This window comes from Paenibacillus sp. 203 (assembly GCF_037027525.1).
Taxonomy (GTDB): Bacteria; Bacillota; Bacilli; order Paenibacillales; family Paenibacillaceae; genus Paenibacillus; species Paenibacillus polymyxa_B.
Genome location: NZ_JAXCHD010000015.1, coordinates 26,815 through 49,608 on the forward strand (window position 1 = coordinate 26,815; position 22,794 = coordinate 49,608).

Below are 22,794 nucleotides of genomic sequence, written 5' to 3' on the forward strand. Positions count from 1 at the left end.
ATTTGTCTAAGTGCCATTATTTTTTCAGCCTCTCTCTCAATTGGTGTTTTCGTTGCTGCAACTGCCGCGAACGGTGCTGCTCAACCTCTGATTTTCGAGCTTGAACGCCCGTATCTGCATAAGCTGGAAAGGTACAAACAGAAACTTCGTGAAGGTCAACTTCTCGAATGGTCCATTTAACCGTTCCATCTTCGCTCCAATCCGTATCCTCTTTTAAAATGTTGAAGCCGAAGGAACACTGGTCCACGTCTCCGCGCTTCACGCGTTCATACATGTTCACTGCGTCACTATCGTTCGGATTCACCTTCACACGCCCCCACAAGCCGTGAGAATCGGCTTTAAGCTCCAGCGTGCCAGATTTATTCCTGCCAAGTACCAATGTGGTGTCATGGTTAATGAGCGCCCGTACGTCGTTCCCCAGCGTGGTATTAAAAGCTTCAGGGGCCAACTCTTCAAATGCTCCGGGCCACAGCTCCGTTTGACGATTGAACACAGCAAAATAGCCTTCAATGAACATGTCCTGTCCATCCTGTTCAGATCGGGTCTTTAACTCCGTGTGCAGGCTGCGTACAACCTTCTGGCTCCTATCCATCATCCTCACCTCCCCCCTGGTTTAATTTTTTCTGATCCCCAATCATGCCAGCGGGGATATAATTTTCAAGAATGATACGTTCGTTCAGCCCCTCCAGCGGCGATAAGCCGATCCAATCCCGGACCTCGTTCCCCAACATGAGACTACGAACAAAAAGATTGCTTCCGACATCTGCCAGCTCCTTGAGGTCATAGGCGTAAAGGCTCCGGGGATTAAACTTGAAATATAAATCCGGGCTGTAAAGCAGTTTGCGGGTCAATTCTTGGACAAGTCCGGTAGCCATCGGCAGAATCGTCGTATTGATGAAGCTGTTATATTCATCTTTTTTGAAGTCGCCAACCCCAACAAAAAAAGCCGGCACTCCGAAGAGGCCCGCCACTGTCCGTTTATCCAATTGTACTGAATCGTTTATTGCCAAATCGTTCAGGCTCAGGGGTTTGACCTGCTCCACATCAATCATTTCCGCTGGAATGATCCACGGCTGTCCTGCCTCAGACCGTTTCAAGTACATATCAAATACTTTTTCTCGCCCTTCCTCGCTGCTCAGTTCCGCCGTATTCGCGTCAACCTTAATAATGAGTGAGGGCATATACTTACCGGACATAAACCCCTTCTTGGTCGCCGTAGCCTGCTTGAGATTATGAATAATATCCTTGAGTACAGCCCGGTACCCCTGCCCTTTCCATGGCCGTTCAGGATCGGGGTTTATGATAAAGTGAAGTACCTCATCATGCTGATAAGTATTTCCTTTATACAAAATTTGATATGCGTCCAATGTCTCCATAAAGCTGACGCTGGACGGTTTGAGTGGGATTAAATCGGCTATCAAACCATTTGACATTTTGGGATATACCACACTATTCCCCTCGCCCGAAAGCAGTAGGTTTTGAACAATGTTGTATATCCATGCCTTACGCGTCATGAGGCTGTAAGGATTAACGTCCAGCTTGCGAGAAAGCTCATTCTTAACGCGGATATCTCCATCAGCAGTATTCTGCATCAGGTGAATTGTCATGCTGCTGATCAAGTCAGCAATCTTATGAACAGCCATCTTTACTTCGGGATTATCGGAAAGCCTTGTATAACCAGGTACACAAAGCGTGTCATATGCATCCTGTGTTAGGAAATAACCAATACTATTTTCCGGTGCAGCCCGTGTGTCACGTTTCTTGCGCATCCAGTCTCTAAGCCCCAAATCACCCACCTCCATTAAGCCACTTTGAAGCACTCGTGGACTTTTCCATATTTTCAAGCTTTCTTACACATGCAAAAACAGACGCATCGAATATATCTATGCGCTGCTGAGGGTTCACCTTTTCATATTGAATCATGTCATCCGTCTTTTCTATAGCGCTAACGTTCTGCACACAGTATTCATATGCCTGCGAATGAAGGTAATAAAATTTTCCTTCCTTCGTTTTTTGTTCAATACGTCTGAACCCCTGAGATTTACGCCAGAAATATTGAGGCTCGTCAATCATGGAAAAACCAGACCGCTTCATGTTCAAATAAAACTCTCGACTGAATTTCCGGTCAAAACCCACCTGTTTAATCTTGAAGCCCATCTTCTTCATTTTGACAAACCAGTTCACAATATCTGCGTAATTGACTACAGGACTATTGCACATATCCAGCCAGCCATCTTCCTTCCAGCCAAATAGCGGAATGTTGTCTTCCTCCGCTTTCTTGGCTGCGGCTACCACTGGGAACCAAGCATGTGAAACCACAATATCTATTTCCCCATAGCTGCCATATAGTGCCGATGCTGTCAGGTCATGCAGCTTAGACAAATCAGCCCCGCCATACCAGTCAATAGGAAGCTTCGCCAATTCCTCAAGTGTCCATTTATATTTACGGTCAGACGCTTTAAATTCGTCCAAATTGAAGTAAGCCCGCATTGCGGCAGTGTACACGTTCAACGACTTGGAAAAGAAGTCTTTACGTTGCTGTGGATCATTTTGGGCTTGCAGAGCATCATTAAGGATGTCATCTGGACGAATGGTTATGCCATAATTCGGATTCGCTTTTTCATGTTGCACCGGGTCAGTGTAATCAACCTCACCTGTATCCGGGTCCTCGTCCGCCTTAGCAATAAATACAAAGTAAGTTTCATCCTGTACCGTTTGATCCAGTATTTTTTTGCAAAGCTGCAACCGCTGATAGCAGAAAGTTGTCATGTTATCGCCCGCAGTAGTAATACCAATCATTAACTTGTTGGAATACGGCTTCATGGCTTCTTTGATGATGTTATATTGCTTAGGCTTGGTGTAAGCGTGTAGCTCGTCAGCAATGGCGATATTACAGATTAAAGAATCCTGCTTATCCGGGTTAGCGGCTAATGCCTTGATGTACAGAGTACCATCGCCTAAGTCGCCGCTTATGCTATGCTCTTGGTTATTGTCCAGAACTCGGAAATTTTCCTTTTCGCCCATTTTGTCTAGATTGTAATTAATAAAATTGAAACTTTGTAACGACTGCTCAAGCGCAGCGCCGACAATGTAAATCTTTGAACCGGAACGTCGATTCAGTAATGCCAGCGCCCAAGACAATGCTGCCACAAACCGCGTCTTTCCGTTTTTACGAGGAATGAAAATAAAGGCTTCTTTGTACCTTCGCAGGATGCTGCCCCTATGATAGAACCCTAGCAGATTGTAGATAATAAACTTTTGCCACGGTTCCAATAAAAAAGGCTCTCCACTTAATGGAGTGCCGTCTAATCGTTCCCCCACATCATGGACAAACGTCTTTTCTATGATCCCAATGACAAATTCAGCGTCTTTAGGGTCAAATGTGTATTCCGGATTTTCCAAATCGCGCATGAATCGTTCACAGCCCTGAACAATCTCTTTCCCCGCAATCTTTCTACCCTCAATGATGCTGTTGGCATACTCCATGACCAAATCATAATTCTTAAATTGGTTCATGAAAGCTCACTTAATGCAGCCGCAAGAGCGGATTTCCCTTTCTTTTCAACCGTTACAGTCTCAAGGGACTTCGGATTCAGACAGAGGCGGTCGGAGTATGCCAAAATATCCTTACGCAACGTTTCAAGAGATGCAAGAATCGGGCTTTTTTTTGCGCCTCCCTGATCGGTACTTACCTCATACTGGTAACCACCTTCCTCGAACTCTTTAGTCAGCGTGTTGTACTGAAAAACCAGTTCCGCATAAATGTCAATTATCCTATTGTACTGCGGTTTATGAATACCAAGTGCTTTCATATCCGCAACAGTTGCCCGCTTGATCGTCTCCTTTGTTGGTGACTTCGCCACATGCCTTCACCTCCCATTTACTGTATATTTTTAGGCCAAAAAAAGTTTTTGGGACCCCGCTCTATTGGAAAAGGCTCCCCTGCCCGGTCCCCAGATAAAATTTTTTAAAAAAATAAAAAGGGGGGGCTTTCTAAAAAAAATATTTCCAAAAAAATAATTTTAAATTTATTTGCTCAGTCCGCTTAGAGAAAATGAATTACCTTGCTCTCTTTCGAAATGTTCCCTTACCCTTGCCTGCCATGCTTTGCCTAGCTCTGTAAGTTCATGTGATTGTCTATCATGCATTGCGTTGTGTTGCTTATCCGATAGTGATACTAAGTTCCAATCCTTTAACGCAAGCTCTGGGTAATGCTCCAGCGGATAGATGTGATGTACCGTGACAGCCGATTCAGATTTTCCAAACCTTTTGCTTTCTTGGCACATGTATTTATCACGCCGCAGGATAGCAGCACGCTTTCGCTTCCAACGTTTTGATTTATAGAATGGGTTGGTCATGCTTCTATCTCCTTCAAATTAATACGCATAATAATGCGCATAATATATTGACGCGCATGATAACACGTGTTATAATAAGAGTATAGAAAGGAGGTAAGCGATGCCGAAACAAATAACAGTAAGAGAGTTAGTCAAACGGTTGAGAAGAGAAGGGTTTAGGCCTTCACCTTCACACACTGGCGGCGGTAGTCATAAGCGGTGGAAACATAAAGATGATCCAACACGCTATGCGGATATCAGTTTCCATAATGAAGGAGCCACCATACCGATTGGTACACTCAAGAGCATCGAGAAGACAACAGGGGTTATCTTTTAACCCCTGCGCTTCTCCCTAAACGCTTACCTCCAGTAAGGCTCATAAGCAGGTGAATTCTATACACCAATTTTTGAAGCATATGCTTCAAAAAAATTTAGTCTATACTTGAACCATATGGTTCAAAAAAATTTAGTTTTATAATTGAGACATATGTCTCAAAAACAAAAGGAGTGAGATAAATTGAAAAACACCTATGTTTATCCTGCTGTTATTGAAAAAGCAGATGATGGTGTAGGACTGTACTTCCCGGATATTCCCGGAACGGCCGTTCTTGCCCCTGATATTCCAACGGCTGTTGTTGACGCTAAAAGCATGTTAGTTGATCGCATACTGGAACTTGAAGATAATAATATGGCAATTCCATCACCGTCTGATCCGGCCAGCATTGAGTTAAACGATGCCAGTGACCGGATTGTATACGTTGAAGTTTTCTTGCCTCCTTACCGGGATGCAGCAATGAATAAATCTGTGACCATCAATTGCACTGCCCCTCAATGGCTTCGTGATGCCGGGAAGGATGCTGGTTTGAATTTCTCCCAGCTGCTTCAAAGCTCCGTAAAAGATGCTTTGGGCATTAAGCAAAAGTAACTAAAGAGTGAAATAAAATGAATTAAGGCGTCCATTGCGGGCGCCTTTTTCTGTATCTTATCCTGGAAAGTTACTACAATAACTCTGCTGCAAGCTGCTTGAGCACTAGCGGTGTTGCAATGAGTTTACCGTCCGACTTGTTGCCGTTAATGTAGGCTTTGTCTTCTTGGGCATAATAGACAACACCCTGACCTTCTACGATCGGAAAGCCGCTTTCATCGTCAGTCAGCGAAGTTTGTACATGCTTGCCGTGCTGTGCTGCGTGCTCCTCATCGTGCAAGTGAAGGATGCCGTCAGAACTGAGAAATGCGAAACGTGGTTTTACAGACATATTATTTTCCTCCTATGTGTGCATAACAAAAAGGACGCGATTACCCTGCGCCCTTATGTCTGCTTATGTTTTAAAACTATCAGTGACAATCACAAAATAGTTTCTACCTATAGGTGGCAGTTGGGGGACAAAAATAAGCTTTCTGAGACTGCCTGTGAAACTTTTTTCTGTGCCCTCTCCACATATTCGGTAACACTATCCTTAGTAATACCCAAATACTCAGCAATCTGACTCCGGCTAAAACATTGTCCATGTGCCATAGTGTAGCATTCGCGCTCGCGTGGACTGAGTGTAGATAGTGCGTCCTCTATTTGGAATAGCTGCCAATCAGATAAATTAGCCGGACTACCTGCGTGATTTTTTTGTACATATGCCTGCATCCTCAATGGGTCTACAGGCCGCTCACGCTGGTAGGCAGCCAGCCTTTCAACCCCTCGCTTATTTCCCGGTCTTCTCCCAGTTACTAGCCATTCCTCCACAAATTCACAATCTCTGATCATATCGGAGATAACTTCCTTTTCAGCAGCAGTTGCTTCTTCATATATTCGCTTTGCTATATTCCTTGCCTTGCGATAGTTGAGGGGTGTCGCTGCTCCTAAATCTATAGGTTCCATTTGTTGTTTCATGGGCTTATCCTCATTTGCAAGCATCCTCATTCCCCCTTGTGATATAATGGGATTGAGAAATGAAGTAACAGGCCCCCGTGCTCCCTGACAAGGTTGCGGGGGCTTTGTTGTGTTCATCCTTCATGTTTTTTTAGCAGCTCCATGTATTTATCATGCCACATACGTGCTGTCTGCTTATGATCCTCTATAAGTTCGTCTGACTTCCTAATTGTGTCGGTTAAAGCAGAAGAAGACTCCTGCATGATAATCTTCATCCGGTCTATCTCTTCAATCAGCATCCCCGCTACGCTCTTCCAGTATGAAACCTTACCGCCTTCAAATTCCTTCCGTATTTGCTCAATGTCTATCTTCGGAGGACCTGGCATTTTAACAAGCTTGTTGAATTTAGGCAATATCATCCCTCCATCCGCTTCATGAAATAAAGATGCAACATTCTGTTTAAGTCCCTCTCTGTTATTTCAAACTCAATCATTTGTCCCGGAAGCTGTATGACCGCTGGAACATTGTCATTTTCATTTAGCTTCAAATCATACATAAAGGTTCCTTTTGCCATATCTATATATCCTCCCTTAGTGGGTGTAGGTCCTACACCCTGTATTCGTTTAATCCTTACTGTCCAAGTGCCGGAAATAATCAGGGTAGCTTTTGAATTTACCGTTCTCTATCAAATCATCTATTGCATCCCATCGCTCTTGTGGCAAGGTTATTGTTACGGATTTCTTTATGCCAAGAGATTTACGTCCTGCTCCTTTTCGGGCCCCCCCTCTTTTTTCAACCTTTGCCGCATCTTCCTCACGCCTTTTGGTGAATCCTATTGGATCAGCACAAAAAACAGCGTAGTCTTTAAAAAACTTATCTTTTTTCTTTAATAAGTCAGTAGCTTTTGAACGCAGTGAATTAATCTTTACATCTTTATTTGTACGTATGTCGAATAACATATCAGCAAGATGATTCCCTGCCTCAATAAAATAATCGCGACCTTGCGTTGAATTCTGCTTAATCACAAAAAGTAGTCTTTCCACTTCCATTTGAGTATCTTTAAGTCGTTTGATGAGTTCTTCTCGAGAATTAGCCTCCATTATCAATAAACATCCCTCTCCATTTGATTTAGATTGTTTAATTCAAATGTTAACACATCCATTTGATAAAGAACACCTATTTCAAATGAGGAATTAGAGTGTATTTTATTGGTGGTTGCTCCCTACCTTACATTTCATATGGTTTCAGTACTTCTTCAGCCTTTTTGCCCCGGTCTCTTGTGATTACGCAACTTTTAGGATGGCCGTCTTCGTAGAATTCATCTGCTAAGTATTTTTCAGGTTTCCAGTAAAATGTAAGCACCTCATGAAGCTTAGCTATTGTCCGGTCCCTCTCTGCAAGCTGCTGCTGGAGTGAGTCTACCAGGGCAAGCAGGTCTTCAAAAACTCCGTCCGCATCAGTCGTTAACGGCATACTTTCGGGACTAGCACGGTGAAACAAAACTCTTTCCTCTTCCGCCCATAGCACTTCCGATCCGTCTAACAGAGGGTATATCTTGTATCCGTATTGGTCACGCTTGATTACTTCACTCACCTTTACCGCCTCCAGTCAGCCTTTTAATAGCCTCTTCGATTTCAGCCGTATTGGTAGGGTAGGAATCCACATACTGTGAGGCATCCTCCCATATAGCTTCGTTTATCATTCGGTCGATTTCTTCCCTGCTCTTACCTTCTACATCCTCGTCGTCAATCTCGACTGCCCCCTCTCTACATGCACCGGGATAGCCGATAGAAATTTTCCATTCAACTAGCATTTATATTCATCTCCTTATAGGTAGTAGGGGGTGTATCCCCCTTGATCTAAATACTGAAAGCAAGCTGGCCCGGCTCCTGCTCTGCGTATCTCTCAAGTACCAATCTATTACCTGATCCTGTACAAAGCTCCGGTAGATTGGCCCGTACAAGCGCCTCAGCAAATGGAGGCGGTACAGCATTGCCGCAGCGTGCTACCTGGGCAGACTTGGAATACTTCTTTCCGGCCGCGTCTACATCTATTACGTAGTTGTCAGGGAAGCCCTGAGCTGCAAAGAGTTCATGCGGTTGTAGCATTCGCATGCCAATGTCTGCAATCTGGTATGGCTCCCCTTTAACGATTACAAGACCAAACCTGTCTTTTGTCGGTATTGTGTGTAGTGGCTCAGTCAAATCCTGACCGACACCAACCCCGTAATACTTGATAAGGAAGGATCTTACTTCCCCGATATGTGTCCCGCCGGCTGTTATTGTGGGCACTGGGTCGGTTACTGCACTCCCCGTGTTATTGCCTCTAAGTTTGACCAAATGACTTGTAATAAGAGCGAAACGGTTTGCTGTAGTAATGGTGTGTAGTGGTTCGTCTATTCTATGACCCCGTGCATCTGTAGGAGAAACCTCTCCATAGTATTTAGATATAAAGGCCGCAACCATATTCGACTTATCACCCAGGTTCCCGATTTCCGAATGATTAGGAGCAATAAAAGGTTTTTCATTCTCAACTATGAACTTTTGGATTCCTCTTGCTATTCGACGCAGGGTCTTATCCGCCAAAGGCTTCTTCCGAGAAAAAATAGAAGGGCAAGGTAATGACCAGTCAATTATTTCTGCTGCTGTACGCCAAGGTTTAAGCTGTCCATTAAGCACCTCTGGGCTGTTAGGGTCTCCATGAGTAGGCTCAGGCCACACTATCGGTTTTCCATCAGACCGCATTTCCATGAAAAACCTTTCACGGCCTGTCGGCGCTCCATAATCACAAGCCTTTAAAATCTTGGTTTCGACTTTGTATCCCTGCCGTTTCATTGCATTAACAAAAGTGTTGTAGCTCAGCGCCTTTCGCTTTGGATCAGGCTGCCCATTTTCCAGTAGAGGCCCCCATGTCTGAAATTCTTTAACATTTTCCAGTATCATGACCCTTGGTCTAACAGTTGCAGCCCACCGAACCGCAAGCCACGCCTGCCCCCGCAACTGCTTATTTTTTGGTTTTCCCGCAGCTGCGTTACTGTGGTGTGTGCAGGAAGGGCTAAACCAAGCCAATGCCACGGGACGACCAGCGCACGCTTCACGAGGATCTACCGCCCACACATCTTCCTGATAATGGACAGTTTCGGGATGATTAACCTCATGCATTGCTATAGCAGCAGGATCGTGGTTGATTGCTATATCCACCGACTTTCCAGTCGCCAACTCAATTCCCGTGCTGGCCCCGCCACCTCCTGCAAAATTGTCTACTATGATTTCCTGCATGCTGTCCCTCCTTCTTATCCCCTGGGCCTGTCCTCTCTGCCCTTGGGGGCGGTCTATTCGATCCAACGTTCCCGCTTGGTCTTTTCCATCCATTCCTTTGTAAGAACCTCCACATTAAATACGTGGTGTCGTCTTCCCAGCACATAAGATACAAAACTGCCCGTGCTGCGTTCGTAAAAACACCCGTTCAATAGATGCCCATCCATCCCTTTTCGCAAATCCGTTGTTTCCCGTACAACCTCAGCAGAATAAAAGTTAAATTCCAACTGAGTCATACCGTTCCCTCACTATTAAGTTGATTTAGTTGCTCTTTAGTGCGGAAGTAAAAGGGGGCATATCGGTATTCGGATCGATGCTTTGGATTGTACATGTATGCTACAGGCGTTTCGTTTTCCCCTACCGGACAATTCATGGTTACGCAGCTCGTTCGCGTAAGCAATAACCCTCCAGCCGGAGGCAGTCCATTATGCCATTTGCCCCGCTGTGCGTCCTTGTCCGGTACCAGCACGGGAACATTGATTTGTTTTACCTCGTCTCTCGAAAGCCAACCGTTTGCATTCGGCATATGTGATATCTCCCTTGGTAGAGGGGCAGCCTTAGCCGCCCCAAGGATGTATTAAGCTATAATGGTTACAAAACCGGATTCAATTTCCTTCGCCAGCTTAGTATTCAAATGTTCCTTGATACTCGCCATAGCTTGGAGCTTCCACGCCCCCCCATCAGCTTCGAACAGAGCGGCAGACGGGCCGGACTTCATACGGAAGACAAAACTGCATTCAGGCTGTGCAATGTCGATAAATGTACGGAATGGCTTCAAAGAAACCGGATTCGGAACCCTTACCTTTTCGACATTAGCTACACCGTTTTTAGCTACCACTTGCTGTGATATGCCATCATCAGTTACCGAACTGACCGTTTCCTCTTGAATGTTCCCTACAAGTTTCAAAATAGCTTTACTGTCCTCTGTAGCCACAAAGCAGGATTGAAGTAGAATATTGAAGTTCTCAACATCCATAAATCGTTCAAATGAGATTGACGGAAGCAGAGCAGACGCTTGCAGCAGCACATTACGGCGCTTGTCCCGGTTGAAGGTGCTAACGACTTGGACCTCCGTTTCAGATACGACATGGATCATGACAGGATCCAGCTTGTCATAGTTCTTAGTGAGGTAGTCAACGAGTGCTGACAGACTGCGAACCTTCAAAGCTGTAGATGTAGGCTCTTGAATCTCTTCCAACGACCCGGTGGAAAACATTTGTCCGCCAACCTCTTTAATTTCCTTGTTTGCCAAACCCGCGATATACTGCATTGCTTCTTTAATCATTTGTAATTCCTCCTAATTTTTGGTTTTATATTATTTAAAGTTAACTACATTGCCCGTACTGGACTTTAATTCCCCTGTCTCCGGGTCGACCTCTTCTCCAGTACCAGTACGGACAGTACCCTCGTTATCAAAAAACGACTGATCCTCTTCTCCAAAAATCAATTCCTTCGCCACCACATTCCCAGCGTTGTCGGTACCAAGGATAAATGTTGTATCCAATGGGTTATCTGGCGCTATGGTTGACTTGGTGGCAACAGTGGAATTAATGGTTTTCCGTTTTGCGTCCGGTTTAAGATTCACCGTTATTGTGATGCTGCGTGCAGCCGTTGCGGATGTATTAGGATCATCAATATTTTTCATGACACGATCCCACTCTTTATTAAATTTTTCTTGTAAACCACCCTGTACCAGCTTGCTTAATTCAACACGATTAATCATGTAAATACCTCCAAATTATTAATAAATAAGTACATATGTTTGGTTTAACGGCTGTGGAGGGCTGCGGCCTCTGTCCATACCGGGGCCTAATCAACAAACCATACTTTGTCTACTGCTTTGAGGTAATCAACTGGCACCCGCCCTGTTGGGACCAAGTAACCGTAAATATTCAGGTCGTCTTTGCTTATGGACTTAGGCCCCGTACCCTTATACTCTCTCCAGAAAAATGAAAGCGATTGGAACGGAAGCAAGTACGTTTCTCGAAAAGAAGTAAACTCAATGAGTAGGAAGCTTATTGCTTGTCCGATCCGGTGGCTACTCTCCAAATATTCGTATTGGTGTTCTTCTAGGTTTTTCAGCGGGAAGGAAGATAGTGTTTTAATAGACTTGGCTTCAAACGCTATTGCCCGGCCCCGGTATGATCCGTCATAGTCCACCGTTGACGCCTTTTCAAAATATCCAGCAAGTACCTTGCTCCCCTTACTCTTGGTAACTTTAACTGGCGTAGGACGTTTATTGATCACCGCCACATTAAGATGCTCGTACCGCTGGTTGGAAAACTCAATCAGGTTTTCAAAGCCCATTCCCCTGTTCCCATATATGATCATGCCTTCACTCCTTCAAGCAGCTCTCCCGGCCGCATTTTTATGTTTCCTGCACGGAGCTGGTCCAGCACAATAAGTATTACTTCCTGCCAGCTTTCCCGATTGAAAAATCTCTGAATCTCTTCCACGCTATACCCCTGCCGCCACATGTCACGGAAATTCGCCAGATCATCAGCGGACCAAATAAAATTCATTTCCTCGCACGCAACATAAATCTTTCTAGTCTGTTTCCCCTGTTGCTCCAGACGCTTGTCCCAATCTTCTGGCGTGTATATCCTTTTTCCCAAGCCCGGCACCTCCGATCCGCCTTAATAACTCCACTTCGGCATATGCCCGAATGTCATAATCCAATCGTTCGTCATTTAACAATTCGCGTAGCCGGGGAACAGACTGTTTTGCCATATATGCAGTTGGTGTCAATTCTGGTGGCCCCCTTTGCCTGCTTCCATACGTTCAGCAAGCCGCATAAGCTCGTCCACCTCGGCCTGTGAAACTTCGGCATCGCCCTCTGGCGGTTTAACAATATCTATAGACTGCTTATCGCTCCTACCAGCAGACCGGGGCTGACGGTCCGGTTTACGCATTGCCAATACCAGCTTCCCGAACTGCTTGCGGAAGCTCTCTGCACTTAACACATTCCTGCACCAAAAATTGTCCTTGACCACCCAATCCATTACGTCCTGTATAAGTCGGGTATCAGACTGCTTGTCCAGCTCCACAAGCTTACGGAAATCATCTGCCCAAGTCTGCATATTGCTACGGGCTGTTAGATGCTCAATACCTTCGCCCTTTGCCATTACGTCCACCTTACCCTTGAAGTACACAGCCATTTTGTAATAGGTGTTGTCTGGATCGTATTTATCAGGCTTCTTCCCTTTTCCCGAAGGAGGCGGATCGTCCTGACCAGCCGGAGGCGGTTCGGGACAATAATCTTTATCTTTATATTGGTTATGGTTAGGGTTAAGGTTAAGGTCACGTGTGGACTCCGACCGCTGTCCTTCATCCGTCCGGGGTATGTCCGGCGGACATCCTGCGGATAAGTCAGCAGCAGCCTTCCTCTTTTCGCGGTCCCTCCGCTTCCTGTCTGCATCTTTTTTCCGTGTTTCTATCAGCCGACCAGCATAAGCATACCAGTCGTGTATCTCGCGCCCCGTCTCGGTTTCATCAATAAAACCTGCCTCGACCAAAGCACTATAAAGTTGCTCTGAATCGCCTTCCCACTCTATTGCATCCGCAATATCATCGGGACCATATCTGCTTATGTCACCATCCTGGGCAAAGTCCATTGCCCACCACCAAAACATGTGCAAGTGTCCGACCGCTGCCGGGGTTGAGATTCCCAGCTTACGGCACAATTTGCGGGTTTTGGGGTGTCTGTCTGTGCCCTGATGGCTCTCTATCCATGCCAATTTTGGCGACCTCCCTCCCGACAGCGCGGTTATTTATTGGACGTCCGTAGGATATCCGGCGGACGTCTTCCAGACGTCTTTCCCATGTCCACGGAAATAATACTCGATAAGCTCGTCCCTCTTTCGGAGCTTCCATTCCCGGCCTGCAGCTGTATCGTCTGACCACTGGTGACAGGTGCCCGTTTCTGTACGGGGGCCGCACAGGTTAGCAATGTTCCAAGGCTCCGACCCGCTACCGTACTGGCTGGCATTCACCAAATGCGCTTTCTCAAACCACAGCGCAGGCCGGGAAACGCCACAGCGCTCACATATCACATATCCGGTATGCTCTGCCGCCCGCCGATCTACTTCCTCACGAACAGCGTACGTAATGGCTGTGTGGTTCCCCCGCTTCTTCTTGACCCGCTTGCTGCTGGTCTGCTGTTTTTTGCTATACGGATTGCATGGTAAAATCATGCGCTCCCACCTCCTATATGCATATCTACACGGAGCCTCAAGCGCAGTTCATACAGGTGTTCAGCCAAAGACTTAAACTCGTTCTTCCATAAATGCATCCGCTCGAAGTCTTCCGCTTCGGTATCCCGTATTTCTAACACAGCCAGTTCTGCCGCAACCTTCTTGTTTCTCTCGGTTGTATCTCGCATGGTTTCGGCATACACCCTCTTTCTCAGGTTGTAAGTCTGCATATGCCTACCACTCATATAGGCGGATACTCGACCCATTAACGTATGTGCCTGGGTCAGCATTTCAACCTTTCGCACCAATGCCCCCGGAGAATCGTCGTTGAACGACTCTGCCGCGTCCCGAAGCCGCTGTATGTCTTGGATGTACTGCTTGATCTCCTTTATATCCATGCGTGAGACTCCTATTTTCAAAAAAATAAATGTGTGTTATAATTCCGGTAATTGTTTATTAATACAATCGTGTTGGTAGCACGATTATGGGTCTGTCCATTATGGACAGGCTTTTTTTATTTCCCTCTCTAATCGCCATAGTTGGGCGCTCAGGCCGTTAATTTGGTTCAAATACTGCCGTGGGTTACGGTTCGTTGCTATAGCCTCAACCTTTTTGTTGTTTATTTCTCCAATCTGCTTCCTTATGCGAATACATTCACCCTGCTTCTCCAGAAGCCAAATTTCCTGTCCAGACAATTCCAATAAATCCGTATCCAGATGGTCACCGTTATTCAGCAAACTGTTTATGTTTTGCACGGCCTCGAAGTACGTTTCTCCCGTAGCTTCTCGGTAGCTGCGTAAGCCCGAAGCGTCGATTACTGGTATTAAGCGTATTTCCAATGTGTTCACCCTCCCTCAGACGATACCTAGCACGGCGCGTAAGTCCAAAATCTCTTTAAGCATCCATCCAAAAGCACATTGAGAAACTTTTGGATGTACCCAGCTTGGATTATTAGCCAGCAGATCGTACATATTTTCAAGTTCGTCAAGACGTTGTTTTGCGTATTCCATATACATCATCACTCCTTTCAGGTTAATGTCCCGATGGACAATTCCTTAATAATTGTGGTGTAAATCTCTTTTAACTTCGGATCGGCTTCTATTACGTCCAATCGGTTTGCCTCTGCTATCTTGGTTTTGGTGGCCCCAGTCTCTTGAAGCCTATCCCTCAGATTACGCAAACGGCGGTTAAGGTCGCATTTAGCCCGACTCTCCAGCATTTCATAACTACGCGTCCGCAAATCCCGAAATACTCCGCCTGACCGTCTAGCAGCTCCATTAAGCATCCCGTTTAGCTTGTCTCTCCAATCGTCGTCACGCTGCAAGATTGTTTCCTGTATTACAGCAACACGTTTGTCTGTCGCATCCTGACGCTCAATGATTGCCTGTTGCTGTTGCTCCTGTTGAATTAATAGCTGGAGAATAGGACTTAGTTGGGATGTGTCTACGGCTGCTGCCTGTAGCTGCTGTCGCATACGCTTAAACTCTGCCAGAAACTTAACTTTCATTTTCATGGCTTCTGGAGTCGTATATGACATTGCCACAATAGCAAAAGCATCTTCTGTCATATCGAATTTCGGGTACCATTGTCTGTTTTGATGATGTTGATACTGGGTTTCCCCAAAGTTGGAGACACCCCATTCAGCTTCCCCAGCCTCTTGAAGCTTGTTAAGCTGCTGGCGAATATCTCTCATTACATGGTCATGGTCTTTTCCGAACACCTTAGCAACGGTCAAACTATCTGTGACAGCTTGTCCTTCGTGTATAAATACCAACTGAGTCATGCTATTCCCCCTTTATTGCTGACACCTCTATGAGAAGGACAATTCAAATAATGAAAGTGCTTATCTAAGAAAGCACTCATTTCTGGCCCTCGAATCATCCAACGTCCACCATCACAGCCATTGGTGATAACTGACATTTCACTTTTATAATTAGGATTAAGTAAGATGTTTTCCAACAGCCAGTCACGTTTGCGACAGGTTTCTAATTCTAATCGCTTCATATCCCACCAAGATCCATTTCCAAACCCCTCAAGCGATTTTTTTATCTCTTTTTCTGCTAGATCCCGAATAAACTCAGGATCAATGACTATTTTGAAATTTGGGGATACCATTCTACCTCCTCCTTTACTACTTTAGATTTGAAATCAATTTCTGTTGAAAACAGATATTCAATTTCGCATTCTGGGAAAAACTTATTTTTAATCATTTGAGCCTCATCATAGTAAAATCTGAATCTGCCATGTACTTTATCGCTCACTGTTCCTCGTCTCATTTTTAGATCGCGAGAGATATCTGAAATTGTTACTCCTTTTTTTTTCATTTCTGAGCGAAGATTTCTGTACAGCATCGCCTGCCCCCCTTCCTCATGAACGATATTTCGTTCGTCTTGTTTTGAACTATAAACGATATTTCGTTCATGGTCAAGTGGGCAAAATGAATTTCATACTAAATTTCGTACAAAATTCATTTACAACATTATTGTCTTAATGTAATATATAGTCATGTACGAAATATCGTACAATAAAGAAACGTGGGGGTTAGGGTTAACGTGGAAAGAGCCAAAGTGATATCACGATTGATCGAAGAAAAAGGATACAGTAGACGAGCTTTCGCAGAGTCAGTAGGGATTCCATCAACCACGCTTCAGTCAATGTTAACTCGTGGTGTAGGTGGAGCTGCAATTGATAATGTTTTAAAGGTTACGAAGGGACTCGGAATTACAATAGATGAACTTGAGAGACTTGCGTCAGGTAAGGAAGAAATTTCAGCCTTGGAAGCAGCTGAAATAGCTGAATTTGAGGCATTTATTAAGAATCCTGAACACGGGATATTTTTCAAGGATTATTTAGAAGCGCCAGAGGAACGAAAACGGGAGTTAATGCAATTTTGGAAATTCATTCAGGAAACAGAAAAAAACCGTAAGCCCAAAGATCGCCAAGGAGAATAATTATTTCATACCATTAATCGCGGTTTCAGCCAGCGGGCTGTCTCCTCCTACCCATACATACGAACATATATTCTTGTTTACAGGAGAATTGCCATGATATCTCATTATGAAGCTACATACTTGGAACACTCTATAGAAAATATGTATTTAAAGAATGGTATTACTGAACCTCAACATATAACCATCGAAAAAATTACTGCTGCTTTGAATATATGGATTTATCCATCTTCACAAAAAAGCAAGGCGTATGAATCAGCAGCGGGATTACGCAGCGTACTTTTGGATAATCGCTTGCCCTTGAAGGAACAACGTATTGAGTTTCTTCACGAAGTCAGCCATTTGCTTAGGCACTCAGGCAATCAAATGATTATGCCTAAAGCATTTGTAGAACTCCAAGAAGCCGATGCCGATCAATTCGTCCTTTATGCTTCAATGCCTTTTTTTATGCTGTCTAGATTCAAGCTCCCAGCCTTATACAACGATGCCCTTTTATATCTATCTGATATATTCGAGGTCCCTATTTATCTGGCTAGAAAAAGATTGAATCAAATCATGAGAAGGAATTATGAAGGGCAAATACGGACAAATATTGAACAGCAAACTAATACTGCGAAAGGGGTGATGTCTAAAAAAATACCACAGATTTGTGAACCAACAATTTATGCCTATTACGATCCATCTTTTACTTATGAGGGTCCGTCCCAATTGGTATTCCATCTAGATGAAATTACGTTAACTCAAAAAAGAGAACTTCCAATACCTTTGGATGGTCCTTTTAAGCAGATCGAAATTGATGAATTATTGCACTTTGAAGGGGTGAAAATTCTCCAGCATGACATTGTTTATTTCGAACCTGGAAATATAAAGCTCATGCTAGGCCGAATAAGTCGCAGATACGGCACAGGTGCTAAAACTTTACTATTGCAAATGAAGGACTTAGAAGAAGTTATAAATCGAGGTAGAATTTATTGATTCTTGGAGGAATGTATTATGGCAAGCTTTCAGAAGTACACAACAAAGAAAGACGGAACTATGTGGCTGTATAAATATTATACTGGTGAAATTAATCCAGTAACGGGGAAGAAAAAACCGTCCACCAAACGTGGTTTTAAAACTAAAGCAGAAGCAAAGTTAGACGCAGCTCAAACTGAAAAGGAAGTAGCTGATGGTACGTTCATTAAACAGGATAAGACAATTACTTTTGAAGAGGTTTATGAGCAGTGGTACGAAACAAACTCCCCCACTTTCAAGCCACCAACCAGGAAGGCGGTTCGTTCAAAATTCAAAAGTCAGATTCTGCCTCACTTCGGTAATGTAAAAATAAACGATATAACCCGTTCGTATTGCCAAGAAGTGATTAATAAAATAGCCAAAAAAATAAAATCTGTAGAAAACATGAAGATGTATGCCAATCAAGTTTTCGAATTTGCAGTTCTGATGGACATAAGTAAAAGCAATCCGATGAAAGGCGTTATCATTCCAAAAAAAGAAAGTGATCATTTAGCGGAGGGAAAGAAAATGAGAAATTATTGGGAAAAACACGAAATAAAAAAATTCCTTGGAATAACTAAGCAAGCATGTAGCTACCGTGATCACTTGATGTTCCACCTATTAATTTATACCGGGGCGAGAAAAGGAGAAGTTCTTGCATTACGTTGGAACGATATTGATTTTAGAGAAAATATAATTAATTTTGATAAGACATTGTTTTTTGATAAAAAAACTTTCACGCCTTTGACCTCCAAAACGCCTGCCTCCAGACGTGTTCTTAGTTTAGACGATACAACCCTTGCCTTACTAAAAAAACACCGTACAGAGCAAAGCAGAGGCATTGTGCAGCCAATAGGTCCTAACGATGACAGAATGGTTTTTACACGTGAGGATGGAACACCAATTCGCTTGGCCTATCCAAACGATAAATTGAATGAAATCATTCGCTCTAACAACTTACACAAAATAACCGTACATGGCTTAAGACATACCCATGCATCACTTTTATTTGAAGCTGGGGCCAGCATTAAAGAAGTTCAGGAACGCCTTGGACATTCAGATATTAAAATGACTATGAACATTTACACGCATGTAACAAAAGCAGTTAAAGAAAAAACCGCTGATCGGTTTGAAAAATTCATGGAATTTGATCCTCCAATCACTGGTTCAGAAGTGGTCACGAGTGATCAAGAATAATAAAAATGGTCAAAATATGGTCACGGCACTTTTTAGCTCAAAATTAAAGCCCCTGACCAATGAAGGCCAAGGGCTGAAATTCCTTGATACACAAGGGATATTAACGTTTCGAGAACTGTGGTGCACGACGAGCAGCTTTGAGGCCGTATTTTTTACGTTCTTTCATACGTGGGTCACGAGTCAAGAAGCCTGCTTTTTTCAAAGCTGGACGGAATTCCGGATCTGCTTTCAACAGAGCACGGGAAATACCGTGGCGAATTGCGCCGGCTTGACCAGAGATACCACCACCATGAGCAATAACGAGTACGTCATAGCTGCCAACTGTTTCTGTCAGGTTCAGTGGTTGTTTTACGATCAGTTTGAGAGTTTCCAAACCAAAATATTCATTAATATCACGCTTATTGATGACAATGCGTCCTTCACCCGGTACGAGACGAACACGAGCTACCGAATGTTTACGACGACCTGTCCCATAGTATTGTACTTGTGCCATGAAACTGTCCTCCCTTTTAATTATCCGCGAAGTTCGTAAACTTCAGGTTTTTGTGCTGCATGTGGATGCTCAGTGCCTCTGTATGCTTTAAGTCTCAGCTTCATTTTCTCGCCTTGACGAGTTTTAGGAAGCATACCGTGAACAGCCAATTCCAACATGCGCTCAGGCTTGTTCTTAACCATTTCTTGTGCAACCGTTACTTTCAGACCACCCGGATGCAGGGAGTGACGGTAGTATTTCTTGTTCTCCATTTTTTTACCGGTCAATACGATTTTTTCCGCATTGATTACAACAACAAAATCACCTGTGTCCACATGTGGTGTAAATTGTGGCTTGTGTTTGCCGCGAATCAACGCAGCCGCTTCGCTTGCCAGACGGCCGAGCGTTTTGCCTTCGGCATCAATGATGTGCCAGTTGCGCTCAACTTCATTTGGCTTCGCCATATACGTAGTACGCATGAAAAGTATCCTCCTTAAGTTCGTTAACAGAAATCATCATTTATCTTCGTTCGTTAAGTTGCTGCATTATTGATGGATTAGATGTTAATTTAAAGTGATCATCTTAATTGGGGCTGTGGGAAAGCCATTAAGAAAACACAACTTTTATATTACAGGATAACCATCAATTCCGCAAGGGTAAAATCAATGTTTTTTGATGTTTTCGTCGTACTCTACATTCCAGAGTGTTAAAGCGTGTCCAACGGCCGTAGGTCCAGCCTTTGAACGATTTTTCGCCTCCAAAATGGAAGGAATATCATCCGACGATTTTTTGCCTTCTCCCACTTCCAGCAAAGTACCCATAATAATCCGAACCATGTGCTGTAAAAATCCGCTACCTGTAATATAAGTATGGATAATTCCCTGATCATCCGAGCCCGGACGTGAAAACGAATGGTCTACTGTCATATAGGCTTCGTAAATAGTGCGAACATGATTCGTCTTTTGGGAACGTCGAGATGCGAACGAAGTATAGTCAAAGGTGCCCACTAAATGAGCCAACCCTTCCTCCATCGCTCTTACATCCAGTCTCGTTGGATGATGGGCCTGTGTACGACGGTGAAAGATGTCCGGAAACCGGTTCGCATTAATGCTGTACCGATATGTCTTCCGCTTCGCCATGCGGCGTGCATGAAAGGACAGTGGCACCTCTCTCGCATCCGTAACGATGATATCACGAGGCAACCAGGCATTAAGTGCCAGACACCAGCGCTGTAACGGAATCGGCGATTCAGTGTGAAAATTGAATACCTGCCCGTATGCATGTACACCTGCATCTGTACGGCCTGAGCCTGTAATTTTAAGACGCTCGCCCGTCAATGAGTAAATAGCATGTTCAAGGCAGTCCTGAATGGTGTTACCGTCAGGCTGCGTCTGAAAGCCATCATAGTGGGTTCCGTCATAGTTCACCTTCATGCACAAGTTCCGCATGTTTCTCACACCTTTATAGGGGTAGTCTCTGGCCTTACAAGGAATAACCGAACATAACAAAGGAGAAGCCCCTCAAGGACTCCTCCAAGAGAAAAAAAGGGTTGTTCAGAATCAAGCCGATTCTGTCCACCCTTCCCTCATCTTCGCCTGTCTACGCGCGGTCAACCAATTCCAGATATACCATTGGAGCGGCGTCGCCACGACGAGGTCCCAATTTCAAGATACGAGTGTATCCACCTGGACGCTCAGTGTAACGTGTAGCCAATTCGCTAAACAGCTTTTGGATTGCATCCTGCTCACCATCCAAAGTTTCACGGCGAACGAACGCAGCCACTTGACGACGTGCGTGCAGATCTCCTTTTTTCGCTTTGGTGATCAGTTTTTCAGCAATAGAACGAACTTCTTTCGCTTTAGCCTCAGTAGTTTGGATACGCTCATACAAGAACAGATCGGTTACCAAATCACGAAACAAAGCTTTACGGGCACTGGAGTTACGGCCCAATTTTTGGTATGCCATGTAATTTCCCCTCCTTCACAAAAACGTTGCTGTACTATTCTTCCGTACGAAGTCCTAAACCAAGTTCCTCAAGCTTCTCTTGTACTTCTTCCAAAGATTTGCGACCCAAGTTACGGACCTTCATCATATCTTCTTCAGATTTAGTCGTGAGTTCTTGTACCGTATTGATACCAGCGCGCTTAAGGCAGTTATAGGAACGGACGGAGAGATCCAGCTCTTCGATCGTCATTTCAAGAACTTTTTCTTTCTTGTCTTCTTCTTTTTCAACCATAATTTCAGCATCTTTTGCCTCGTCCGTGAGACCCACGAACAACATCACATGCTCGGTCAAAATTTTGGCTCCAAGGCTCACTGCTTCCTCGGGACGAATACTTCCGTCAGTCCAAACCTCAAGTGTCAGCTTGTCGTAATTCGTAACCTGGCCGACACGCGTATTTTCTACGCCGTAGTTCACGCGTGCAATCGGAGTGTAGATGGAGTCGACGGGAATGACGCCGATCGGCTGGTCATCACGTTTGTTCCGATCCTGCTTAACGTAACCGCGACCGCGATTGGCAAAAATACGCATGTGAAGTCTCGAACCCGGTCCGAGCGTAGCAATGTGAAGATCCGGATTAAGAATTTCCACATCACTATCCGCACGGATATCTCCTGCCGTTACAACTCCTTCGCCTTCCGCATCGATTTCGAGTACTTTCTCTTCATCCGAGTGGATTTTAAGCGATAAAGCTTTCAAGTTCAGAATGATCTCCGTTACGTCTTCCTTCACACCGGGAACCGTTGCAAACTCGTGCAGAACCCCATCGATCTGAACCGATGTGACTGCTGCCCCCGGTAACGAGGATAACAGAATACGGCGAAGCGAGTTACCCAACGTCGTACCGTATCCGCGTTCCAGCGGTTCTACTACGAATTTTCCATAGGTGCCATCATCATTGACGTCAACCGTCTCAATTTTCGGCTTTTCGATTTCTATCACTGCAATATCCCTCCTTCAAAACGTCGCTCCTATATGAAACATTCACCTTATCCATAGTCTATCATGCAGTATACCTAAACATCCATTCTTGGCAGTTTGTGCCGGATCTATACTACACGCAGAGGAGAAATCTCATTAGACGCGACGACGTTTTGGAGGACGGCATCCGTTATGAGGTACCGGAGTTACGTCTTTAATCAGGTTAACTTCCAAACCAGCAGCTTGCAAAGAGCGAATTGCTGCTTCGCGACCTGCACCAGGTCCTTTAACCATGACTTCGACAGTTTTCATGCCGTGTTCCATAGCAGCTTTAGCAGCAGTTTCTGCGGCCATTTGTGCTGCGAATGGAGTAGATTTACGGGAACCACGGAATCCCATGCCGCCTGAGCTGGCCCAAGAGATTGCGTTACCGTGTGGATCTGTGATCGTAACGATCGTGTTGTTGAACGTGGAACGGATGTGTGCCACGCCAGTCTCGATATTTTTACGGTCACGGCGTTTTGTACGTACAACTTTTTTCGGTTTAGCCATT

General features: G+C 44.6%; 38 protein-coding genes and 1 pseudogene. 5 read left to right on the forward strand and 34 right to left on the reverse strand.

From position 1 onward, the window contains the following. Positions 1–16: 16 nt before the first annotated feature. The 5 genes from WA407_RS23580 to WA407_RS23600 all read right to left on the reverse strand — a co-directional run bounded on the left by WA407_RS23580 (position 17) and on the right by WA407_RS23600 (position 4,358). On the reverse strand, positions 17–592 hold the full coding sequence (locus WA407_RS23580) for an HK97 family phage prohead protease (protein WP_442952054.1): 576 nt from the start codon (positions 590–592) through the stop codon (positions 17–19). Continuing rightward, the gene (locus tag WA407_RS23585; RefSeq protein WP_442952056.1) at positions 585–1,802 is read right to left on the reverse strand and encodes a phage portal protein; all 1,218 of its coding nucleotides are present in this window, start codon (positions 1,800–1,802) and stop codon (positions 585–587) included. The genes WA407_RS23580 and WA407_RS23585 overlap by 8 nt, the downstream gene beginning before the upstream one ends. Next, positions 1,789–3,516, reverse strand: a complete 1,728-nt coding sequence (locus WA407_RS23590) for a terminase large subunit (RefSeq protein WP_336078538.1) — start codon at positions 3,514–3,516, stop codon at positions 1,789–1,791. The genes WA407_RS23585 and WA407_RS23590 overlap by 14 nt, the downstream gene beginning before the upstream one ends. Next, positions 3,513–3,863, reverse strand: coding sequence for a P27 family phage terminase small subunit (locus WA407_RS23595; protein ID WP_025364415.1), 351 nt, complete (start codon positions 3,861–3,863; stop codon positions 3,513–3,515). Before WA407_RS23595 ends, WA407_RS23590 begins: the two co-directional genes overlap by 4 nt. A 165-nt stretch (positions 3,864–4,028) precedes the next feature. Next, positions 4,029–4,358, reverse strand: a complete 330-nt coding sequence (locus tag WA407_RS23600) for an HNH endonuclease (RefSeq protein ID WP_336078539.1) — start codon at positions 4,356–4,358, stop codon at positions 4,029–4,031. Positions 4,359–4,458: 100 nt separating this feature from the next. Here WA407_RS23600 and WA407_RS23605 point away from each other — a divergent pair, with 100 nt between their 5' ends. Together WA407_RS23605 and WA407_RS23610 are read left to right on the forward strand one after the other, a co-directional pair. Then, positions 4,459–4,674, forward strand: a complete 216-nt coding sequence (locus WA407_RS23605; protein WP_019686665.1) for a type II toxin-antitoxin system HicA family toxin — start codon at positions 4,459–4,461, stop codon at positions 4,672–4,674. A gap of 180 nt (positions 4,675–4,854) precedes the next feature. Then, positions 4,855–5,262: a type II toxin-antitoxin system HicB family antitoxin gene (locus WA407_RS23610; protein ID WP_336078540.1), complete on the forward strand. Its 408-nt coding sequence runs from the start codon at positions 4,855–4,857 to the stop codon at positions 5,260–5,262. 73 nt (positions 5,263–5,335) lie between these two features. Here WA407_RS23610 and WA407_RS23615 read toward each other — a convergent pair whose 3' ends face one another. The 23 genes from WA407_RS23615 to WA407_RS23725 form a co-directional block, all read right to left on the reverse strand. Continuing rightward, positions 5,336–5,593, reverse strand: a complete 258-nt coding sequence (locus tag WA407_RS23615; protein WP_336078541.1) for a hypothetical protein — start codon at positions 5,591–5,593, stop codon at positions 5,336–5,338. A 107-nt stretch (positions 5,594–5,700) separates the two neighbouring features. Further along, positions 5,701–6,243, reverse strand: a complete 543-nt coding sequence (locus WA407_RS23620) for a sigma factor-like helix-turn-helix DNA-binding protein (RefSeq protein ID WP_336078542.1) — start codon at positions 6,241–6,243, stop codon at positions 5,701–5,703. An 89-nt stretch (positions 6,244–6,332) separates the two neighbouring features. After that, the gene (locus WA407_RS23625; protein ID WP_336078543.1) at positions 6,333–6,611 is read right to left on the reverse strand and encodes a hypothetical protein; all 279 of its coding nucleotides are present in this window, start codon (positions 6,609–6,611) and stop codon (positions 6,333–6,335) included. A gap of 2 nt (positions 6,612–6,613) precedes the next feature. After that, entirely contained in the window at positions 6,614–6,772 is a 159-nt protein-coding gene (locus tag WA407_RS23630; protein ID WP_336078544.1) for a hypothetical protein, read from the reverse strand. Between the two features lie 49 nt (positions 6,773–6,821). Beyond that, positions 6,822–7,298, reverse strand: a complete 477-nt coding sequence (locus tag WA407_RS23635; protein WP_336078545.1) for a hypothetical protein — start codon at positions 7,296–7,298, stop codon at positions 6,822–6,824. A 127-nt stretch (positions 7,299–7,425) separates the two neighbouring features. Continuing rightward, entirely contained in the window at positions 7,426–7,791 is a 366-nt protein-coding gene (locus tag WA407_RS23640; RefSeq protein ID WP_336078546.1) for a hypothetical protein, read from the reverse strand. Then, a complete protein-coding gene (locus WA407_RS23645; protein WP_336078547.1) occupies positions 7,784–8,011 on the reverse strand; it encodes a DUF7167 family protein in 228 nt (75 codons plus the stop codon). Before WA407_RS23645 ends, WA407_RS23640 begins: the two co-directional genes overlap by 8 nt. Positions 8,012–8,057: 46 nt before the next feature. Then, positions 8,058–9,476 (reverse strand): DNA cytosine methyltransferase, encoded by a 1,419-nt coding sequence (locus WA407_RS23650; RefSeq protein WP_336078548.1) that lies wholly within the window; start codon positions 9,474–9,476, stop codon positions 8,058–8,060. A gap of 53 nt (positions 9,477–9,529) precedes the next feature. After that, positions 9,530–9,751, reverse strand: coding sequence for a hypothetical protein (locus WA407_RS23655; protein WP_336078549.1), 222 nt, complete (start codon positions 9,749–9,751; stop codon positions 9,530–9,532). Then, complete coding sequence (locus tag WA407_RS23660) at positions 9,748–10,041, reverse strand: hypothetical protein (protein WP_336078550.1); 294 nt, start codon at positions 10,039–10,041, stop codon at positions 9,748–9,750. The genes WA407_RS23655 and WA407_RS23660 overlap by 4 nt, the downstream gene beginning before the upstream one ends. A 51-nt stretch (positions 10,042–10,092) precedes the next feature. Then, positions 10,093–10,800 (reverse strand): hypothetical protein, encoded by a 708-nt coding sequence (locus WA407_RS23665; RefSeq protein WP_336078551.1) that lies wholly within the window; start codon positions 10,798–10,800, stop codon positions 10,093–10,095. 30 nt (positions 10,801–10,830) lie between these two features. Continuing rightward, a complete protein-coding gene (locus WA407_RS23670) occupies positions 10,831–11,238 on the reverse strand; it encodes a replication terminator protein (protein WP_336078552.1) in 408 nt (135 codons plus the stop codon). Positions 11,239–11,324: 86 nt separating this feature from the next. After that, a complete protein-coding gene (locus tag WA407_RS23675; protein WP_336078553.1) occupies positions 11,325–11,846 on the reverse strand; it encodes a Holliday junction resolvase RecU in 522 nt (173 codons plus the stop codon). Then, positions 11,843–12,130, reverse strand: a complete 288-nt coding sequence (locus WA407_RS23680; RefSeq protein WP_336078554.1) for a helix-turn-helix domain containing protein — start codon at positions 12,128–12,130, stop codon at positions 11,843–11,845. Before WA407_RS23680 ends, WA407_RS23675 begins: the two co-directional genes overlap by 4 nt. Continuing rightward, complete coding sequence (locus WA407_RS23685) at positions 12,063–12,263, reverse strand: hypothetical protein (RefSeq protein WP_336078555.1); 201 nt, start codon at positions 12,261–12,263, stop codon at positions 12,063–12,065. The genes WA407_RS23680 and WA407_RS23685 overlap by 68 nt, the downstream gene beginning before the upstream one ends. Next, positions 12,260–13,252 (reverse strand): hypothetical protein, encoded by a 993-nt coding sequence (locus WA407_RS23690; RefSeq protein WP_336078556.1) that lies wholly within the window; start codon positions 13,250–13,252, stop codon positions 12,260–12,262. The genes WA407_RS23685 and WA407_RS23690 overlap by 4 nt, the downstream gene beginning before the upstream one ends. A gap of 33 nt (positions 13,253–13,285) precedes the next feature. Beyond that, positions 13,286–13,708 (reverse strand): hypothetical protein, encoded by a 423-nt coding sequence (locus WA407_RS23695; RefSeq protein ID WP_336078557.1) that lies wholly within the window; start codon positions 13,706–13,708, stop codon positions 13,286–13,288. Continuing rightward, complete coding sequence (locus tag WA407_RS23700) at positions 13,705–14,106, reverse strand: hypothetical protein (RefSeq protein WP_336078558.1); 402 nt, start codon at positions 14,104–14,106, stop codon at positions 13,705–13,707. Before WA407_RS23700 ends, WA407_RS23695 begins: the two co-directional genes overlap by 4 nt. A gap of 99 nt (positions 14,107–14,205) precedes the next feature. Beyond that, complete coding sequence (locus tag WA407_RS23705) at positions 14,206–14,547, reverse strand: hypothetical protein (RefSeq protein WP_336078559.1); 342 nt, start codon at positions 14,545–14,547, stop codon at positions 14,206–14,208. Between the two features lie 15 nt (positions 14,548–14,562). Then, complete coding sequence (locus WA407_RS23710) at positions 14,563–14,718, reverse strand: hypothetical protein (RefSeq protein ID WP_336078560.1); 156 nt, start codon at positions 14,716–14,718, stop codon at positions 14,563–14,565. Between the two features lie 17 nt (positions 14,719–14,735). Beyond that, positions 14,736–15,491 (reverse strand): Rha family transcriptional regulator, encoded by a 756-nt coding sequence (locus WA407_RS23715; protein WP_336078561.1) that lies wholly within the window; start codon positions 15,489–15,491, stop codon positions 14,736–14,738. Next, entirely contained in the window at positions 15,488–15,823 is a 336-nt protein-coding gene (locus WA407_RS23720; protein WP_279836121.1) for a DUF771 domain-containing protein, read from the reverse strand. Before WA407_RS23720 ends, WA407_RS23715 begins: the two co-directional genes overlap by 4 nt. After that, entirely contained in the window at positions 15,799–16,056 is a 258-nt protein-coding gene (locus WA407_RS23725; protein ID WP_023990550.1) for a hypothetical protein, read from the reverse strand. The genes WA407_RS23720 and WA407_RS23725 overlap by 25 nt, the downstream gene beginning before the upstream one ends. Before the next feature lie 204 nt (positions 16,057–16,260). On the opposite strand from WA407_RS23725, the pseudogene WA407_RS23730 reads away from it, so the two are divergent. The 3 genes and pseudogenes from WA407_RS23730 to WA407_RS23740 all read left to right on the forward strand — a co-directional run. Then, positions 16,261–16,497: pseudogene (locus WA407_RS23730) on the forward strand (helix-turn-helix domain-containing protein); the annotation flags it as partial. Between the two features lie 255 nt (positions 16,498–16,752). Further along, the gene (locus WA407_RS23735) at positions 16,753–17,631 is read left to right on the forward strand and encodes an ImmA/IrrE family metallo-endopeptidase (RefSeq protein ID WP_336078562.1); all 879 of its coding nucleotides are present in this window, start codon (positions 16,753–16,755) and stop codon (positions 17,629–17,631) included. Positions 17,632–17,649: 18 nt separating this feature from the next. Beyond that, complete coding sequence (locus tag WA407_RS23740) at positions 17,650–18,846, forward strand: site-specific integrase (RefSeq protein WP_336078563.1); 1,197 nt, start codon at positions 17,650–17,652, stop codon at positions 18,844–18,846. Between the two features lie 100 nt (positions 18,847–18,946). On the opposite strand, the gene rpsI is transcribed toward WA407_RS23740, so the two are convergent. The 6 genes from rpsI to rpsK form a co-directional block, all read right to left on the reverse strand. After that, positions 18,947–19,339 (reverse strand): 30S ribosomal protein S9, encoded by a 393-nt coding sequence (gene rpsI / locus WA407_RS23745; RefSeq protein ID WP_013312140.1) that lies wholly within the window; start codon positions 19,337–19,339, stop codon positions 18,947–18,949. A gap of 20 nt (positions 19,340–19,359) precedes the next feature. Continuing rightward, positions 19,360–19,797: a 50S ribosomal protein L13 gene (gene rplM, locus WA407_RS23750; RefSeq protein ID WP_013312141.1), complete on the reverse strand. Its 438-nt coding sequence runs from the start codon at positions 19,795–19,797 to the stop codon at positions 19,360–19,362. Positions 19,798–19,980: 183 nt separating this feature from the next. Further along, on the reverse strand, positions 19,981–20,766 hold the full coding sequence (gene truA, locus WA407_RS23755; protein ID WP_061831400.1) for a tRNA pseudouridine(38-40) synthase TruA: 786 nt from the start codon (positions 20,764–20,766) through the stop codon (positions 19,981–19,983). Between the two features lie 151 nt (positions 20,767–20,917). Then, a complete protein-coding gene (gene rplQ, locus WA407_RS23760) occupies positions 20,918–21,283 on the reverse strand; it encodes a 50S ribosomal protein L17 (protein ID WP_013312143.1) in 366 nt (121 codons plus the stop codon). Between the two features lie 34 nt (positions 21,284–21,317). Beyond that, a complete protein-coding gene (locus WA407_RS23765) occupies positions 21,318–22,262 on the reverse strand; it encodes a DNA-directed RNA polymerase subunit alpha (RefSeq protein ID WP_007432558.1) in 945 nt (314 codons plus the stop codon). Between the two features lie 135 nt (positions 22,263–22,397). Then, positions 22,398–22,793 carry a 30S ribosomal protein S11 gene (gene rpsK, locus WA407_RS23770; protein WP_013312144.1) on the reverse strand — a complete coding sequence of 132 codons (396 nt, stop codon included), beginning with the start codon at positions 22,791–22,793 and terminating at the stop codon, positions 22,398–22,400. Position 22,794: the final 1 nt, after the last annotated feature.